Source organism: Leucobacter sp. L43 (genome assembly GCF_016597785.1).
GTDB classification, from domain to species: Bacteria; Actinomycetota; Actinomycetes; order Actinomycetales; family Microbacteriaceae; genus Leucobacter; species Leucobacter alluvii.
The window spans coordinates 1,068,952-1,084,613 of record NZ_JAENJG010000001.1 but is presented as its reverse complement, the minus strand read 5'-3'; the positions used below and the strand labels follow the sequence as shown (position 1 = coordinate 1,084,613).

At 66.9% G+C, this 15,662-nt stretch carries 15 protein-coding genes and 3 tRNA genes; 13 read left to right on the top strand and 5 right to left on the bottom strand.

The features are described from left to right. The first annotated feature begins 60 nt into the window (after positions 1 to 60). The 6 genes from JE033_RS05125 (at position 61) to JE033_RS05100 (ending at position 3,771) form a co-directional block, all read left to right on the top strand. A tRNA-Glu gene (locus JE033_RS05125) sits at positions 61 to 133 on the top strand. 36 nt (positions 134 to 169) lie between these two features. Further along, positions 170 to 243, top strand: a tRNA-Asp gene (locus tag JE033_RS05120). Positions 244 to 308: 65 nt separating this feature from the next. Beyond that, positions 309 to 381: transfer RNA gene (locus JE033_RS05115), tRNA-Phe, on the top strand. 310 nt (positions 382 to 691) lie between these two features. Continuing rightward, a complete protein-coding gene (locus JE033_RS05110) occupies positions 692 to 2,038 on the top strand; it encodes a deoxyribodipyrimidine photo-lyase (protein ID WP_090147017.1) in 1,347 nt (448 codons plus the stop codon). 10 nt (positions 2,039 to 2,048) lie between these two features. Continuing rightward, positions 2,049 to 2,465, top strand: a complete 417-nt coding sequence (locus JE033_RS05105) for a DUF1801 domain-containing protein (RefSeq protein ID WP_200329868.1) — start codon at positions 2,049 to 2,051, stop codon at positions 2,463 to 2,465. Positions 2,466 to 2,694: 229 nt separating this feature from the next. Next, the gene (locus tag JE033_RS05100; RefSeq protein WP_211650490.1) at positions 2,695 to 3,771 is read left to right on the top strand and encodes an acyl-CoA desaturase; all 1,077 of its coding nucleotides are present in this window, start codon (positions 2,695 to 2,697) and stop codon (positions 3,769 to 3,771) included. Positions 3,772 to 3,774: 3 nt separating this feature from the next. Here JE033_RS05100 and JE033_RS05095 read toward each other — a convergent pair whose 3' ends face one another. Then, entirely contained in the window at positions 3,775 to 4,005 is a 231-nt protein-coding gene (locus JE033_RS05095; protein ID WP_090147025.1) for a hypothetical protein, read from the bottom strand. A gap of 171 nt (positions 4,006 to 4,176) precedes the next feature. On the opposite strand from JE033_RS05095, the gene JE033_RS05090 reads away from it, so the two are divergent. Next, positions 4,177 to 4,416, top strand: a complete 240-nt coding sequence (locus JE033_RS05090; protein ID WP_090147027.1) for a hypothetical protein — start codon at positions 4,177 to 4,179, stop codon at positions 4,414 to 4,416. A gap of 84 nt (positions 4,417 to 4,500) precedes the next feature. Here the strand turns inward: JE033_RS05090 and JE033_RS05085 are convergent, their stop codons facing one another. Both JE033_RS05085 and JE033_RS05080 read right to left on the bottom strand, forming a co-directional pair. Further along, entirely contained in the window at positions 4,501 to 4,674 is a 174-nt protein-coding gene (locus JE033_RS05085; protein WP_176698282.1) for a hypothetical protein, read from the bottom strand. 56 nt (positions 4,675 to 4,730) lie between these two features. After that, positions 4,731 to 5,669, bottom strand: coding sequence for an AraC family transcriptional regulator (locus JE033_RS05080; protein ID WP_234037304.1), 939 nt, complete (start codon positions 5,667 to 5,669; stop codon positions 4,731 to 4,733). 249 nt (positions 5,670 to 5,918) lie between these two features. On the opposite strand from JE033_RS05080, the gene JE033_RS05075 reads away from it, so the two are divergent. The 6 genes from JE033_RS05075 (at position 5,919) to JE033_RS05050 (ending at position 12,390) form a co-directional block, all read left to right on the top strand. Further along, positions 5,919 to 6,248 carry a hypothetical protein gene (locus tag JE033_RS05075; RefSeq protein ID WP_200329864.1) on the top strand — a complete coding sequence of 110 codons (330 nt, stop codon included), beginning with the start codon at positions 5,919 to 5,921 and terminating at the stop codon, positions 6,246 to 6,248. Positions 6,249 to 6,355: 107 nt separating this feature from the next. Next, entirely contained in the window at positions 6,356 to 8,335 is a 1,980-nt protein-coding gene (locus JE033_RS05070; RefSeq protein ID WP_200329862.1) for a glycosyltransferase family 2 protein, read from the top strand. Between the two features lie 41 nt (positions 8,336 to 8,376). Next, a complete protein-coding gene (locus JE033_RS05065) occupies positions 8,377 to 9,576 on the top strand; it encodes an MFS transporter (protein WP_370567902.1) in 1,200 nt (399 codons plus the stop codon). 176 nt (positions 9,577 to 9,752) lie between these two features. Continuing rightward, positions 9,753 to 11,354, top strand: coding sequence for an ABC-F family ATP-binding cassette domain-containing protein (locus JE033_RS05060; RefSeq protein WP_200329860.1), 1,602 nt, complete (start codon positions 9,753 to 9,755; stop codon positions 11,352 to 11,354). A 94-nt stretch (positions 11,355 to 11,448) separates the two neighbouring features. Further along, positions 11,449 to 11,835, top strand: a complete 387-nt coding sequence (locus tag JE033_RS05055; RefSeq protein WP_200329858.1) for a DUF1304 domain-containing protein — start codon at positions 11,449 to 11,451, stop codon at positions 11,833 to 11,835. A 93-nt stretch (positions 11,836 to 11,928) separates the two neighbouring features. After that, positions 11,929 to 12,390 (top strand): MarR family winged helix-turn-helix transcriptional regulator, encoded by a 462-nt coding sequence (locus JE033_RS05050; protein ID WP_090147035.1) that lies wholly within the window; start codon positions 11,929 to 11,931, stop codon positions 12,388 to 12,390. On the opposite strand, the gene JE033_RS05045 is transcribed toward JE033_RS05050, so the two are convergent. After that, positions 12,387 to 13,325 carry a TIGR01777 family oxidoreductase gene (locus JE033_RS05045; RefSeq protein WP_200329856.1) on the bottom strand — a complete coding sequence of 313 codons (939 nt, stop codon included), beginning with the start codon at positions 13,323 to 13,325 and terminating at the stop codon, positions 12,387 to 12,389. The genes JE033_RS05050 and JE033_RS05045 overlap by 4 nt on opposite strands. After that, complete coding sequence (locus JE033_RS05040; RefSeq protein WP_200329854.1) at positions 13,322 to 15,526, bottom strand: efflux RND transporter permease subunit; 2,205 nt, start codon at positions 15,524 to 15,526, stop codon at positions 13,322 to 13,324. Before JE033_RS05040 ends, JE033_RS05045 begins: the two co-directional genes overlap by 4 nt. Between the last annotated feature and the right edge of the window lie 136 nt (positions 15,527 to 15,662).

Here is a 15,662-nt window from a genome sequence, read left to right as displayed (position 1 = left end):
TGCGCCGCAGTGGAGAACCCCCGTAAGATTTCATCTCGGTAGCAAGCGAGAAATCGCTTCGGCCCCATCGTTTAGCGGCCTAGGACACCGCCCTTTCACGGCGGCAGCACGGGTTCGAATCCCGTTGGGGTCACTCTTACCGAAATACAATTGAATAGCAACACATTATGGCCCTGTAGCGCAGTTGGTTAGCGCGCCGCCCTGTCACGGCGGAGGTCGCGGGTTCAAGTCCCGTCAGGGTCGCTGGATGAAGAGCCCTTCCTCGGAAGGGCTTCTTCGTCTCCGGCGGTCGCCTAAGGTGAGTGCCTGGCTCTGTAGCTCAGTTGGTAGAGCGTTCGACTGAAAATCGAGAGGTCACGGGATCGACGCCCGTCGGAGCCACTGAACCCTCGCGTGGCTTCTACACGCGGGGGTTCTTTTTTGCGTTCTGCACCGATGCAGAGGTCGCTTGAACTCTGGACGAGTCGCGATCTCCTCGCCCGAGAAAAGGTATCGCCCCTCCCGGCACAGGCATTGGAAGGGGCGATGCGTCGTTTACTCGCAAGTGCATGGGGTACACGGTTTAGCGGGAACGACAGCATCCAGTGTGCGTTCTGCTCGAGAACAGCATCACCCCCTTGATTTTTCAGTGAAGCAGAAGCATCAGTGCAAGCCCGGGCGCGCGGTCGGTCTGGAACCCTACGATGGGCACATGACCGCACTGATCTGGTTCCGCGATGATCTGCGACTTGCCGACCACGCAGCGTTGTCGGCGGGCGCCGCCGATCCGGACGGTGCGGTCGCGCTCTACGTCCTCGATGAGGAATCGGTGGAGACACGGGCCCTCGGCGGTGCCGCGAAGTGGTGGCTGCACGAGTCGCTCTCCCGACTCGCCGAGGCTCTGCAGGGGCACGGAGTGCCGCTCGTGCTGCGGCGCGGGGCTGCGGAGCAGGTGGTGCTCGACGTCGCGGCTGAAACGGGTGCCGATCACGTGTATTGGAATCGGCGCTACGGCGCCGAGCGGCACATCGACGCGCGCATCAAGGAGCGGCTGCGGGATAGCGGTATCGATGCGCACTCGTTCATCGGCGGGCTCCTCTTCGAGCCCTGGACGATCGAGACGCAGACGGGCGGCCACTATCGCGTGTACTCGCCGTTCTGGCGGGCGTGCCTCTCGATGCCCGAACCGTCGAAGCCTCTCCCGATCCCCGAAGAGCTGCGCGGTGCCGATATCTCACTGCCGAGCGACTCACTCGACGACTGGCAGCTGCAGCCGACTCACCCAGATTGGGCTACAGGGATCGCCGAGCGCTGGCAGCCGGGGGAGCAGCAGGCCTTGCAGCAGCTCGAGCGCTTCCTCTCCGGTCCGACGAACGCGTACGCGAGTCGCCGCGATTTCCCGGCGGAGGACGTCTGCTCGGGGCTCTCCCCGTACCTCCGCTGGGGTGAGATCAGCCCGCGTACGGTGTGGCACCGGTCGCTCGCTTCGGGCGCCGACGTCGGAACGTTCCTCTCGGAACTCGGGTGGCGCGAGTTCGCCTGGCACACGACCTTCCACAATCCGCCGCTGCATCTGCACGGGCTCAATCCGCAGTTCGACCGCTTCCCATGGAAGGAGCCGGACGCCGACCAGTTGCAGGCGTGGGAGCAGGGGAAGACAGGATACGGCCTCGTCGATGCGGGAATGCGCGAGCTCTGGCACACCGGCTACATGCACAATCGGGTGCGCATGGTCACCGCGTCGTTCTTGACGAAGAACCTGCTCACGGACTGGAGGATCGGCGAAGCCTGGTTCTGGGACACACTGGTCGATGCCGATACGGCGAGCAACCCGTTCAACTGGCAGTGGGTGGCCGGGTGCGGAGCCGACGCCGCACCCTATTTCCGCATCTTCAACCCGGCGACCCAGCAGAAGAAGTTCGATCCCGACGGACACTATGTCAACCTGTGGGCGAACGACAGTGTGCTGTTCCCCGAGATCGTCGACCTCCGCGCGACCCGCGCGCGTGCCCTCGCCGCGTACGACCGAGCGCGTCACAGTGACGTAGAACCCGACTGAAGGAGCGAACATGTCTGCGCGCACCCCGGCGATGTCGCCGTCCGAGGTTTCGGTCGCTTCCGTGCTCGACCGCGTGACCGGTGCGCGTCGCGGGGAGGCCGATGAGTTGCTCGCCCTGCACCAGGAGGTGAGCGGTGAGACGCCCGTCGTCTGGGCGAATCGCATCATCGGCTTCGGCGAGCAGCGCTACGAGTACGAGAGCGGGCACTCGGGAACGATGCCGGTGCTCGCCTTCGCCTCCGGTGCGACGAAGCACACGCTCTACCTCGTCAGCGACTTCGCCGAACGGTGGCCCGAAGCGCTCGAGGCGCTCGGACCGCATCGGGCGAGCAAGGCGTGCTTGTACATCACCCGACTCTCGAAGGTGGATCGAACGGTGCTGCGCGAGCTGCTCGAGTTGAGCCGCGCCGAGACGCTCGCTTCCTAGCCCCTCGCGATCCTGCATCGGGGCGACGAGGATCGCGCGTCGCTTCTGAGGGGCACCTGGGCGTGCGCTGTGCAGCTCGAGCGTATGCAGCGGATCGCATGCTCAACCCGCTAGCGTGAAGTCAGCGATCGGCAAACGGCCTGTGGCGAAACAAGGGCCAGTATCTGAATGGCTCGGAACGGAACCGGTGCCGACGATGACGACAGCGAATACCCGTACCCTCGAAGGAATGGGTCGACTGCAGCCGACGCGGGCTCGCGCGACCGACTTCCCTCCGATCGCCAAGGCGTATACGCGGGTATCGCAGGTCGTACGCGAATCAGGGCTGCTGCGCCGCGCGCACTGGTTCTACGCCTCCGTGGCGCTGGCCATCACCGTGGCCCTCGGCGGGGCCGTCACCGGGTTCATCCTGCTGGGCGACAGCTGGTTCCAGCTGCTCATCGCGGGCGCTCTCGGCATCATCTTCACGCAGATCGCCTTCCTCGCGCACGAAGCAGCGCACCGCCAGATCCTGGCGTCGGGCCCGGCGAACGATCGGCTCGCACGCTGGCTCGCCGGAGCGATCGGCATGAGCTACTCCTGGTGGGACTCGAAGCACAGCAGGCATCACGCGAACCCGAACAAGGTCGGCAAGGATCCCGACATCGAGGTCGACACGATCTCGTTCATCGAGGAGGATGCCGTGCAGGCGCGCGGGTTCGTCCGGGCGATCACCAAGCGTCAGGGCTGGTTCTTCTTCCCACTGCTGACGCTCGAAGGCTTGAACCTGCACTTCCACAGCTTCAAGTACCTGTTCAGCAAGGAGCCGGTCAACGGGCGCTGGACCGAGCTCGCAATCATCTTCGCGCGCTTCGCCATCGTGCTCGTGCCCGTCTTCCTGATGCTCCCCATCGGCATGGCGTTCGCCTTCCTCGGCGTGCAGCTCGCCGTCTTCGGCGTGTACATGGGAGCCTCGTTCGCGCCCAACCACAAGGGCATGCCGGTCATCGCGCACGATGCGAAGCTCGATTTCTTCTCGAAGCAGGTGCGCACGTCGCGCAACATTCGCGGCGGATGGTGGGCGACCTGGCTCATGGGCGGATTGAACTACCAGGTGGAGCATCACCTCTTCCCGAGCATGGCGCGCCCGCACCTGTCGAAAGCGCGGGCGATCGTGCGCGAGCACTGCCGCACCCTCGACGTGCCGTACACGGAGACGTCGCTGTGGCGCTCGTACGCGATCGTCGTGGACTACCTGAACCGGGTCGGCCTGGCGGCACGCGATCCGTTCGACTGCCCGATCACCGCGCAGTACCGCAAGGCGTAAGGGCTAGCGACCCGCCTGCTCCGCGTCGTAATCCGTGTCGCGCCGTTTGCGCCTCGGAGACGTGGTCGACTTCACGAAGAGTCGCACCAGCGCTTGCTTCTTCTCGAAGTACGCGTGACGGCTGAGCTCGCCCGCCTCGAACTGAGCCTCGAGCTCTCGCAGCGTCTCCTCGGCCGTGGCAGCGTCGAAACGCGAATATCCGTTGGCGAGCGTGTGCTCTTCTCTGATTCCCAATGGGGCCCCCTTCGCTGACATGGATGTTACGCGACGGCTCAGACATTCTTGCCGGGAGCGGGAGCGGGAGCGGGAGCGGGAGATACCACGAATGCGCGCCGAGCCGCACCGGGGTAGCCGGAGGCGAGTGAACCTGGCTAACGTGAGAATCACTTCGGGAAGGAGTAACTCATGAATGCATCACACAACGAGCCACACCACGCGAGCGAGCACGAGGCCTCGAATGGGGAAGGCACCGTCAGTACCCCGCGTGAAGGCGACACCCTGGACCGCCCGGTGCTGGACGGCTCGACCGAGGATTACGGCCAGGAGGGCCAGGAGAAGAACCCTCGGTACGGTCAGGAGAACCCGGAGCTCATTCGGCGCCCCTCCACGGGCGAAGAGACGCCCACCCCCGACGAAGAGGACTGAGGTCTCGTCCCTGAGTTCACGCTGAAGCGGGACAAGGGAGCTCGGAAGAGCAGTACCTACACCGTAGACAGCATCAAGCTCAGCTCAGAGCACGCGCTTGATGCTGTCTGCGGTGTAGTAGCGCACGGCTCCGGTCGTGTCGACGACGCCGTAGACGGTGGCGCCGTTCGTCATCTGCCGCACGTCGCACACGGTACCGCGGGCGCCGGTGAGGGCGATGACGCTTTCGTCCACGTGGAACTCCTCGAGATCAGCCATGGTTCGACCCTAGCGGGGTGGGGCGGCCTCGCACAGGCCCTGTGCGCTCCGATCCGTCATATTCGGCGTGGCTGACCCGGATGCGTTCCGTATTCGGCGCGATAGGCAGCGGAGAAGCGCGAGACGTTGGTGAATCCCCATCGACGCGCGATTTTGCCGACGCTGGCATCGGGGTCGGCAGCAAGATCGTGGTGGGCGCCTGCGAGTCTGGCGCGTCGCAGGTACTCGCTCGGCGTGAAATCGAGCGACCGTCGGAACGCGTACTGCAGTCCCCGGGTGGAGATGTGCACCGCTTTCGCTACGTCGTCGACGGAGATCGGCTCGTGCGCGTGCTCGTCCATGTATGCGAGGGCGCGGCGCACGGTGCCGGGGGCAGCGGAGCGCTGGGGTGAGAAGTCGCGCGTATTCGAGAAGCTCGTCGAGAAACTCGTCAGCACGGTCCACAGGGCGTGGCGGAGGAGGCCCGTCCCGACGATGGTGCTCGGGTCGAGCGTGGCATCACCTGCGAGTACGGAAGCGGCCAGGTAGTTGAACGTGCGCTCCCACTGCGCCGCCTCTCGCTCACCCGAAGCTTCTGGCGTGCGCAGCTGGAGCGTGAGCCCGTCGTCGCCCGACATCTGACGCGCGAGTTGTTCTGCGTAGTCGCGATCGAATACCATGGCGCGCACCACGGCGGTGTCCTCCCATCGCGCGCTGACCGGTGTTCCGTGAGTGGCCCACGGGCTTCCGGCTGGAAGCGGGCGGCGCCCTGCAGTGGTGCCGCCGCGGGGAGCCTGCACGCTGCACGAGAACAACTGGGATTCGGGCGCGATCGAGGACTCGATGTTCGCCGTGAGTTCGTATCGGATGAGCGAGAACCCGTCGACGGTCGCGGAGAACCACTCCAGCTTGCACTGCTCTGGGTCAACGCTGAGCAAACGGGAGGACGGGGCGAATTCGTGCCACGTCTCCGCAACCGTCTCGGAATTCGTCGAGCGAAACCGCCGCATCTCCATGGGTGCCACCGAACCTGACTTTCATTCCGGAGCGCGCGCACGCGTGCTCTTACGACCTGTGCAGTTGTACCCGAGTTCCAGCAGAGCCGGTCTGGATCGCAGACGGTTTCAGACGAGAAGCGACGATTCGGGCCGCGAAACGACGCAAAAGGGTAGCTCGAGCGAACGGGGATTTCGTCTATTGTACGGGTCAGCGTGGCGTGAACGGGAGCGCGGCCGACCGCGCGAATCGGCTGGCAGCATGGGGGCATGGGGTTTTTGATTCACGGGAAAAGCGAGTACGAGTTCGAGGATCGCCTGCTGGCGCACTTGAAGACGGTGATCGGTCAGAAACTGAAGAAGCAGGAGTGCTTCTTCTTGAGCTGGACGAAAACCCCGGAGGAGGGGAGCGGGCGCGTGTCGGTCTGGCTGTCCCCGTACATCGCCGTGGGTTTCCGGTTCTCCGGGAGCCGTCCGCCCGAGTTGAACGTCGCCTGGGTCAGGACGATGAATGCGCTCTCGCACACACCTCGGGGCCTGGTCGTCATCTCAGAGGACGATGCGATCGCGTACGCGAAGAAGAATCCGGATCTCCTGTAAGCCGCCCCGAACGCGCATGAACGTGTCCGCGAACGCGCGATCAACGCCGGGTGAACAGCGCGTGAGCAGGCCGTTTTTCCCGGTCAGCAGACCATACACTCGGTTCGGTGAGCAGGTGCGTTTCCACTCCTCGGTTCGAGTTCCCTGACGCTGGCTTCGAGCCGGAGGTCACCCCTGAGGCTGACCTCCGCAACGAGATCCCGCGGGGCCGTCGAAGCGCCCGCTACCGATTCTTCGAGATGCTGCCGGCGCTCCTCAGCTTCAGCGTGCCCGTGCTGGCGATCCTGCTCTCCTGCATCGATCTCCGTCTCGGCATGCTCTTCGTCATCGCGTTCATCGCGACCACGCTGGTTCGCGCTGCGCGCGGCGGTGTCGACGCGCTTCGCGGGTTTCGGCGTCTGCGCTGCGCCGAACAGATCGACTGGGCCGGCGTTGTGATCGAGACCGAGACCGCGGTCCGGCTTGCGCGCATGCGGCCGACGGGGTCGCTGGAGCGAATCGCCGGGCCAGCGGTTCGACGCCTGCCCGAGCCGTTCGCCGCAGCGCATCGGAGGTTCTTGCGACGGGTGTCGGCTCATCCGGAAGATTTCCCGCTGCCTTCGAGTGTCGTGCATGCGGTCATCGTGGCCGCCTACAACGAGCCGTTCGAGGTGATCGCATCGAGCTTCCGGTCGCTCGCGGCCGCTTCAGGGGCTGAGCGGCTGGTCGTCGTCTTCGCCTATGAAGAGCGGGGCGGTGCTGACGTGCGTGCGAGCGCCATGCGATTGCGCGAGCAGTATGCCGACCGCTTCGCGGGTTTTCTCGCAGTGGAGCATCCAGCCGGCCTCGCTGACGAGATCACGGGCAAGGGGGCGAACATCACGTATGCCGCCAGGCAGCTCCGCATCTGGTTGCACAGGCGCGAGATCCCGGCTGCCGAGGTCGTCGTCACCACGCTCGATTGCGACAACCGCGTGCACCCGAACTACTTCGAGAACGTCACGTACGCGTTCGTGCTCGACCCTGATCGCGCCCGGCGTTCGTATCAGCCGATTTCGACCTTCGTCAACAACCTCTGGCACGCACCGGCGCCCACGCGAGTCGTGGCGGCCGGCAACACGCTCTGGAACCTCATCTCCACCGTCCGACCGCGCACGTTGCGCAACTTCGCGTCGCATTCGCAACCTCTGAGCGCGCTCATCGGGATGGATTACTGGAGCCGACGCACCATCGTCGAGGACGGACACCAGTACTGGCGCAGCTACTTCCACTTCGACGGACGGTACGGGGTGACTCCCATCCACCTGCCCATCATGCAGGACGCGGTGCTCGGCGCGTCGTTCGCCCGCACCCTGCGCGCCCAGTTCACGCAACTGTGCCGGTGGGCGTACGGGGCATCGGATATCGCCTTCGTCGGAACGCGGCTGTTCGCGAAGGATCGCAGGGCGCCGTTCCGAACAACCCTCGTCCGATTCGCGACGCTGCTCGACTCGCACGTGACACTCGCGTGCATCGCGCCGATGGTCGCGTTCGGGGCGTGGATTCCGATCATCGTCGGAAGCATCTCGGGCGGAGCGGGGACGCCCCTCGCGATGGTGCTGCGGGAGGCCGGGAGCGCGAGTGCCAACGGTGCGGCGTGGGCCACGCACGCCCTCGGGATCCCGTTCTCCGCAGCCGTGGAAGCCGTGCGGGGATCAGCGTTCGCCGGCCCGAACCCGTTGCAGCACATCGTGGCGACGCCGCCGTTCTCCGTGGCGCAACTCGCCGCTGAACTCCCGGGAATGATCGGCGCGGTGCAGCGCTTCGCTCTCGTCGGAGTCGCGGTGACGGTCGTGCTGACGCTGCTGCTGACTCCCGAGCGCCCGCCCGGCGTCTCCCGGTTGCGCGGCTTCGGCATGCTCGCCCAGTGGGTGCTGCTCCCCGTCACGCTCCTCTGCTACAACACCGCGAGCGCCCTGGTGGCGCAGTACCGGCTGCTCATCGGCGCGTACCGCGAGGAGTTCGATGTGACCGAGAAGCGCGCTCCGACGGTCGAGCACGCCGCTCGTGCGACGACTCGAGGCAGCACGAACGGCGCACGGCGCGAGGTTCGATCCGAAAGCGACTAGGCTCGTTCAGTTCGAGCTTGTTCGAACTGAACGGGGGAAGCGTGACCGCTCGAGTTGCTGACGCAGGCGATCCACTTCGCCGGAGACGATTCGGCTTCGCGCTGTCGATCACGAGCATCACGGCCATGATGGCCGGAGCGAGTGCGCCGTCTCCCTTCTACCCCGTGCTCGCCGAGACGATCGGGTTCTCAGCGCTCGTCACCACGGCGATCTTCGCGGTGTACGCGCTCGCGCTGCTCTGCACGCTGCTCACTGCCGGCTCCCTCTCCGACCACGTCGGCCGACGTCCGGTTGCGAGCGTCGGCCTGCTCTTGCTCGCGGCGAGCATCGTCGTGTTCTGGCACGCGGAATCCGTGCCGCTCTTGGTCATCGCTCGCGTGCTGCAGGGGATCGCGAGTGGCCTGCTGCTCTCGGCCGTCTCCGCAGCGATCACCGACCTCGAATCCCCGAAGCGTCCGGGCTCTGCGGCCGTGTGGAACGCGGTCGCGCCGATGCTGGGGCTCGGAATCGGCGCTCTGGCAGCAGGAATCGCACTCGACGCCGCCGAGAACGCGATGACCGCGATCTTCGGCCCGCTCTCGGCGATCTACGTCGTGCTGGCAGTGCTCTTCCGGTTCGTGCCCGAGACCGCGCCTCGCTCACCGGGCGCCCTGCGGTCGCTCCAGTTCCGGCTCACCGTGCCGAGCGAGATGCGCGTCGAGTTCATGCAGGGCGCACCGGCGATCTTCGCCGGCTGGGCGACCGGCGGCCTGTTCCTCTCGCTCGGGGCGAGCATCGTGCACGTCGAGCTCGGGGGAGAAGCGCACGTCTGGCAAGGGCTCTCGGTCGGCGTGCTCGCGGGCGCCGGCGCCGTCGCCGCATTCCTGCTCCGGAGGCGCTCGGCTCGGGTGATAGCGGTGTACGGCGCGGCTGCGCTCGCGATCGGCACTGCGTGCTCGTTGGTCGCGCTCGCCGCAGGCTCCCTTCCCGGATACCTCGTTGCGGTGGCCATCACCGGTTCGGGGTTCGGCACCGCGTTCTTCGGCGTGGTGAGTTCGCTCGCGCCGCACATTCCCGCGACCCAGCGCGCTGACGTCTTCGCGGTGATCTTCCTCGTCTCATATCTCGCATTCGGGGTGCCCACCGTGATCGCCGGCTTGCTCGTGCAATTCATCGGGCTCACCCCGGTGGCCTTCGGGTACGGGGCCGTGGTGATCGTGTTCGCCGGTGTCGCCTGCGTCGTGCGGCTTCGCCGGGGGTAGCGGGAATCGCGCGTTCGGGTAGAATTCCTCACATGGATATCGAGGTCGACAGAACTTCATCCGCCGCCGCACGACGCCGTTGAGCGTCGAGCGGATCAGGTGAGATCCCTCTGTTCCCTCCCCGTTTGCGCGCCGCACCGTTCGGCGGTCGCCGGGTTGACCTGAAATGAGTCTGCATGTCCGCATCATCAGCGATTTCGCTGCATCGACTTTCATACCACTGGCCTGACGGCTCCCCGGCGCTCGTCGACGTCTCGGGAACGTTCCCATCGGGTCGCACCGGCCTGACCGGGAGAAACGGCGCCGGCAAGTCGACCCTGCTCAAGTTGATCGCCGGGACGCTCAAGCCCACCTCCGGCTCCATCTCGGCCGTCGGAGATGTCGCCGCCTTGCCGCAGTTGCTCACGCTGCACCGGGGCCAGACGATCGCGGCGCTGCTCGGCATCGAGCGCACACTCGACGGACTTCGCGCCATCGAGTCCGGAGACGTCGACGTGCGCCATTTCGATGCGGTCGGCGACGACTGGGATATCGAATCCCGGGCCGCAGAGGCGCTGGATCGCATCGGCTTCTCGACCACTGATCTGGACCGCAGCGTGGCGACCGTCTCGGGCGGGGAGGCGATGCTCATCGCGATCACGGGCCTGCGACTGCGTCGTGCGCCGATCACCCTGCTCGACGAGCCGACGAACAATCTCGATCGGTCGACGCGCGCACGACTGGGAGAGTTCGTGGACGACTGGCCTGGCACGCTGATCGTCGTCAGCCACGATGTCGAACTGCTCGAACGCATGGAGCACACGGCGGAGATTCACGACGGTGGGCTCAGCACGTTCGGCGGGCCGTTCAGCGCATGGCGCGAGCACCGCGAAGTGGAGCAGGCAGCGGCAGAGCAGGCGGCGCGCGCAGCGCAGCAGGCGCTGAAGGTCGAGAAGCGGCAACGCGTCGAGGCGGAGACGAAGCTGGCGCGCCGTGAACGCGCGGGTCGCAAGACGCAGCTGAGCGGTGACATCCCGAAGATCCTCGCCGGCCGCCGGGCGAACAGCGCACAGGTCGCGGCCGGTTCGATGCGCTCGTCGCTCGATGCGCACGTCCGGGCCGCGCAGGCCGCCGTGGACGACGCCGATGCCCGGGTGCGCCGAGATGAACGCATCTCCGTCGATCTGCCAGACCCCTCGGTGCCCCGGGGGCGTCGACTCATCGAATTCGACGGCGCCGATCATCCGATCGTGGTGCAGGGCCCAGAGCGAGTCGCACTCGTCGGCGCGAATGGCACGGGTAAGTCGACGCTGCTCGAGCGCCTGGTGCGGGGGAGCAGCGGTGCCGGGCCGACCGGGCGGCTCCTGACGAATCGCTTCGGGTATCTACCGCAGCGTCTGGATGGGCTCATCGACACGGCGAGTGCGCTCGAGAACGTGCAGGCTGTCGCGCCCGTTACCCCGCCCGGAGCGATACGCAACGGTCTCGCGCGACTCCTTCTGCGCGGCTCGAGTGCAGATCGGCCGGTCGGCTCGCTCTCAGGCGGTGAACGGTTCCGGGTGTCGCTCGCGCGCCTCCTGCTCGCAGATCCGCCCGCCGAGGTGCTGATCCTCGATGAGCCGACGAACAACCTCGATCTCGCGAGCATCGGTCAGCTCACCGACGCGCTGAACGCGTATCGCGGGGCGATCCTCATCGTGAGTCACGACATCGCGTTCCTCGACACCCTCCGGATCGACACGGTCATCGAGATCGACGCGCACGGGGTGCTCCGAGAGCGCCCTGAACTGCCGGCATGATGATCTCGGGCGAGGAGCGATCGCGCCCGCCCCGGCCGTCGCCGGTAGTCTGAATTCCGACACACACGGGTCACTGACGGATGAAGGTGCAGTCATGGTCGTATTCGGTTTGGTGCTCGCCGCTCTGGCCGCACTGCTGCACGTCTACATCTTCTGGATGGAATCAGTCACCTGGACGAGCGCGAAGACTCGAGCCACCTTCGGATTGACCGCGGAACAAGCGGAAGCGACGAAGGAGATGGCGTTCAACCAGGGGTTCTACAACCTCTTCCTGGCGCTGATCGCACTGGTCGGAGTCGGCCTCGCGCTCCTCGTCGGCGGGCCTGTCGGGTACGCCCTGGCCTTCGCGGGTACGGGGTCGATGCTCGCGGCCGCGGTCGTGCTGTTCGCGACGTCGCCCGACAAGCGCGGAGCAGCGGTGAAGCAGGGAGCGCTCCCGCTGCTCGCGATCCTCGTACTGCTCTTCGCACTCATCCTCTGACCTGCGGTTCCGCGCGTGCCGGAGGCGGTATTATTCCGATGCGGCGATGTCGTCGCGCCCGGCGATCGGGATGATCAGGAGTGACGGCGAACGATGCATGGCGACGATGAGCGCGACGCCCTCGTGCTCTCCCTGATGCGCGCGGTGCGCGGATTCGGCGACTCCCACGATCGGATGTCGGCGGGCATGAAGCAGGGCATGGCGATGAACGCCAGCGACCTCGCCGCGCTGCGCCTCCTCATCATCCGCGAGGAGGAGGGGCGTCCGGTCAGCCCTCGCGATCTCTCAACGCACCTGCGCATCTCGACCGCGTCGACGACGAAGCTGCTGGATCGCCTCAGCGCTTCGGGGCACGTGCGCCGTGCTCCGCATCCGAGCGATCGCCGTGCCAGGGTGATCGAGCTGACGGATGCGGCGCGCCACGAGTTCTTCCGCCGCTTCGCGCCGCAGTTGGTCGCGATGCGGGAGGCGATGACCGGGTTCTCGGTCGAGGAGCTTGCGATCGCGGAGCGCGCCTTTCGGGCGATGGGCGCGGCGATCGACCTCGACGTCTAACGGTCGCAGGTGAGAGCGGCGTCGACGGCCTCTTCGACCGTGCGATGCGTGAACCGGAATCCCGAGCCGAGCAGCACGCCCGGGGTGACGACGGCGTCTGAGAGGAGCAGTGCGTCTGCGGCGTCGCTTCCGAGGGCGAGGCGCAACGCCCACGCCGGGGCGGGCACGACGAACGGGCGGCGCAGTGTTCTCGCGAGCGCGCGCCCGGTGTCGTTGGCCGTGGCGGGTGCGGGGCCCGTCAGGTTCACGGGGCCAGAGACATCGCTGTCGATGAGGTGGCGGATCGCGCGAACCTCGTCGGCGAGCGAGATCCAGGGCCAGTGCTGTCGCCCGCCTCCGAGGGGCCCGCTGATCCCGAGCCGGGTCAGGAGGAGCAGCGGTTTCAGCACCCCGCCCCGGTCGATCAGCGGCGCCGTCCGCAGCAGCACGACGCGGGCCTGTGGCCCGGCTTCGAGCGCCGCACCCTCCCACGCGACGCAGAGCTCGGCGAGGAACGTGCGCCCCGGCGCACTGCGCTCGGTGAGTCGCTCGTGCGGGCGATCGCCGTACAAGCCGACGGCAGAGGCGCTCAGCAGGGTCGGAGCGTCCGGGCCGAGTTCACGGATGGCGCTGGCGATGGTGCGCGTCGGCGCGAGGCGCGATTCGCGCAGCGTCTCCCGATAGCGGCGCGTCCACGGGAGCTTGCCGATGCTGGCCCCGTTCAGGCAGATGACGGCCCGGGCGCCCGCGAGCACTGCGGGATCGAGCGGGGTCTCGCCGGGGCGCCACTCGACCTCCTCCGTGCTGCGCGGAGCACGGCGCACGAGCCGCGTGACGGCGATGCCGTCGGCGCCGAGCGATCGTGCGAGCTCGTCTCCGATCAGCCCGGAGGCGCCGCTGATCACCACCCGCGGTGGGGCGGGTGCGGCCTGGGGTGAGGTGTCGGAGGTCGTCATCGCTCCCCATTCTCCATGCGCGACAGCTTCGAAGGCCACCAGATGGCCTTCCCGATGTCGGTTGCGAGGGCGGGAACGAGCAGCGAGCGCACGATGAAGGTGTCGAGCAGCACGCCGAAGGCGACGATGAATGCGATCTGCACGAGGAACAGAATCGGGATGACCGAGAGTGCGGCGAAGGTCGCGGCGAGCACGAGGCCGGCGGACGTGATGACCCCGCCGGTGATCGTCAGTCCTCTGAGCACTCCCTCTCGAGTGCCGTGCCGTCGGGATTCCTCGCGCACCCGGGTCATCAGGAAGATGTTGTAGTCGATGCCCAGAGCGACGAGGAAGACGAAGCCGTAGAGCGGGACGGCGGGGTCCGCTCCGGGGAATCCGAATCCGTGGTTGAACACCAGTGCCGCGACGCCGAGCGCGGTGCCGAACGAGAGCACCGTGGTGAGGATCAGCAGGACGGGGGCGAGGATCGAGCGGAGCAGCAGCATGAGGATCACGAGGATCACCGCGAGCACCAGCGGGATGATGAGATTCCGGTCGTGGATCGATGCCTGGTTGGTGTCGACCGCGGTCGCCGTGACGCCGCCGATGAGCGCCGATGTTCCATCGAGCTCGGAGCGCAGGCCGGTGATCGTCTCTGCCGCGGCCTCGGAATCGGCCGCGTCTGCGAGGGTCGCCTGCAGCAGCACCTTGCCGTCGCTCACCGTCGCCTCGGGGGCCGGGGTGCCGGGCGGACCGAAGGCCTGGATGCCGTCCTCCGTGACCGTCGCGGTGCCGCTCGGGGAGTCCGCTGCCGTCACTGCGACGCTGTCGACGCCGTTCTGCGCGAGCAGGGTGTCTGCGGTCTCCTGCAGGCGATCCTCATCGACGAGCACGTATGCCGGGCTGCCGGAGCCGCCGGGGAAGTGCTCGCCGAGGACGGCTTGACCGTCGCGAGCCTCGGACTGCCCGACGACGAGGTCGGACTGCGGTATGCCGGTCGCCTGCAGCTGCGTGACTCCGGCTGCGCCCAGTGCGAGCACGACCGTGGTGATGATCCAGATGGGGCGCGGGTGGCGTCGGATCCACTCGGCGAGCCGGCGCCACATGCCCCGCGTCGGCATGCCGTCCTCTGCCGCGACGACCTCCGGCTCGAACTTCGGGCGCCGGGGCCAGTACGCGGTCCGACCGAATGCGAAGAGCAGCGCGGGGAGCAGTGTGAGCGCTGCGAGCATGGCGAACACAATGCCGATCGCGGCCACGGGCCCGAGCGTGCTGTTCGATTTCAGATCGCTCAGCAACAGGCAGAGCAGTCCGACGATCACCGTTCCGCCCGATGCGAGGATCGGCTCGAACGAGCCCTTGATGGCCGCGATCACGGCGGCTCCGCGATCCTGCGCCACACGCAGCTCCTCGCGGAAGCGCGCGACGAGGAGGAGTGAGTAATCGGTCGCGGCGCCGATCACGAGAATGAAGAGAATGCCCTGAGTCTGGCCGCTCAGCAGCAGCACTCCGGCGTCGGCGAGATGCCAGATGACGAAGAGCGCGACGCAGAGCGCGAACAGGCTCGTGCTGAGCACGATGAGCGGGAGGAGGAGCGACCGGTAGACGATGACGAGGATGACGAGCACTGCGAGGAGCGCCACGAGCAGGAGGATGCCGTCGATGCCGGCGAAGCCAGCTGCGAGATCTGCGGTGAAGCCCGCAGGCCCGGTGACGTGCACATCGACGCCGGGCGGAGCGTCGTCGCGCAGCGTCTCGCCGAGCTCGGCGACGACGTCGGTGACTTCCGCGTCGGCATCGATGGGCACGAAGAGCTGAACGGCTTGTCCGTCCTCCGACGGAATCGCGGGAGAGCTCTCATCGCCGATACCGCTGAGGGAGGTCGCGTCGCTGGCCGCCGTGTCGATGGCCTGCAGCTGATCGTCGGTGAGTTCGGTCCCGTCGTTCGAGGAGAACACCACGATGGCGGGGATGGAGTCGTCCCCGAGGAAATCGCCCTGCACATCGCGCACCGCGGTGGCATCGGCTGATGAGGGGAGGTACGTCGTCTGGTCGTTGGACGACACCTCGTCGACTTTTCCGAAGAGCGGACCACCGGCACCGGCGCCGGCGAACCAGAGCACGATGAGTACGGCGGGCAGGAGGATGCGAAGCCACCGGCGTCGAGGCCGAGGTGCTGCCGGCTGCGCGGCGTGAGCGGGTAACGCGTGGTGTTCAGACATTCTTCTACAATCTCCCAAAGAAAGTATCTAGCTAAGCTAGTGAAACTCTAGCGGGTGCGGCGGGCTTTATGAAGTCGAAATTCGGCGTGCCACGTCTCGGCGCCGCTGTCCAGCCCGTTCCTGATGAGCGCCCGCT

Excerpts from the sequence above, each read along its gene's own strand:
- JE033_RS05110 (WP_090147017.1), top strand. The coding sequence starts at position 692 with ATGACCGCACTGATCTGGTTCCGCGATGATCTGCGACTTGCCGACCAC.
- JE033_RS05105 (WP_200329868.1), top strand. The coding sequence starts at position 2,049 with ATGTCTGCGCGCACCCCGGCGATGTCGCCGTCCGAGGTTTCGGTCGCT.
- JE033_RS05100 (WP_211650490.1), top strand. The coding sequence starts at position 2,695 with ATGGGTCGACTGCAGCCGACGCGGGCTCGCGCGACCGACTTCCCTCCG.
- JE033_RS05090 (WP_090147027.1), top strand. The coding sequence starts at position 4,177 with ATGAATGCATCACACAACGAGCCACACCACGCGAGCGAGCACGAGGCC.
- JE033_RS05085 (WP_176698282.1), bottom strand. The coding sequence starts at position 4,674 with ATGGCTGATCTCGAGGAGTTCCACGTGGACGAAAGCGTCATCGCCCTC.
- JE033_RS05080 (WP_234037304.1), bottom strand. The coding sequence starts at position 5,669 with ATGGAGATGCGGCGGTTTCGCTCGACGAATTCCGAGACGGTTGCGGAG.
- JE033_RS05075 (WP_200329864.1), top strand. The coding sequence starts at position 5,919 with ATGGGGTTTTTGATTCACGGGAAAAGCGAGTACGAGTTCGAGGATCGC.
- JE033_RS05060 (WP_200329860.1), top strand. The coding sequence starts at position 9,753 with ATGTCCGCATCATCAGCGATTTCGCTGCATCGACTTTCATACCACTGG.
- JE033_RS05055 (WP_200329858.1), top strand. The coding sequence starts at position 11,449 with ATGGTCGTATTCGGTTTGGTGCTCGCCGCTCTGGCCGCACTGCTGCAC.
- JE033_RS05050 (WP_090147035.1), top strand. The coding sequence starts at position 11,929 with ATGCATGGCGACGATGAGCGCGACGCCCTCGTGCTCTCCCTGATGCGC.
- JE033_RS05045 (WP_200329856.1), bottom strand. The coding sequence starts at position 13,325 with ATGACGACCTCCGACACCTCACCCCAGGCCGCACCCGCCCCACCGCGG.
- JE033_RS05040 (WP_200329854.1), bottom strand. The coding sequence starts at position 15,526 with ATGTCTGAACACCACGCGTTACCCGCTCACGCCGCGCAGCCGGCAGCA.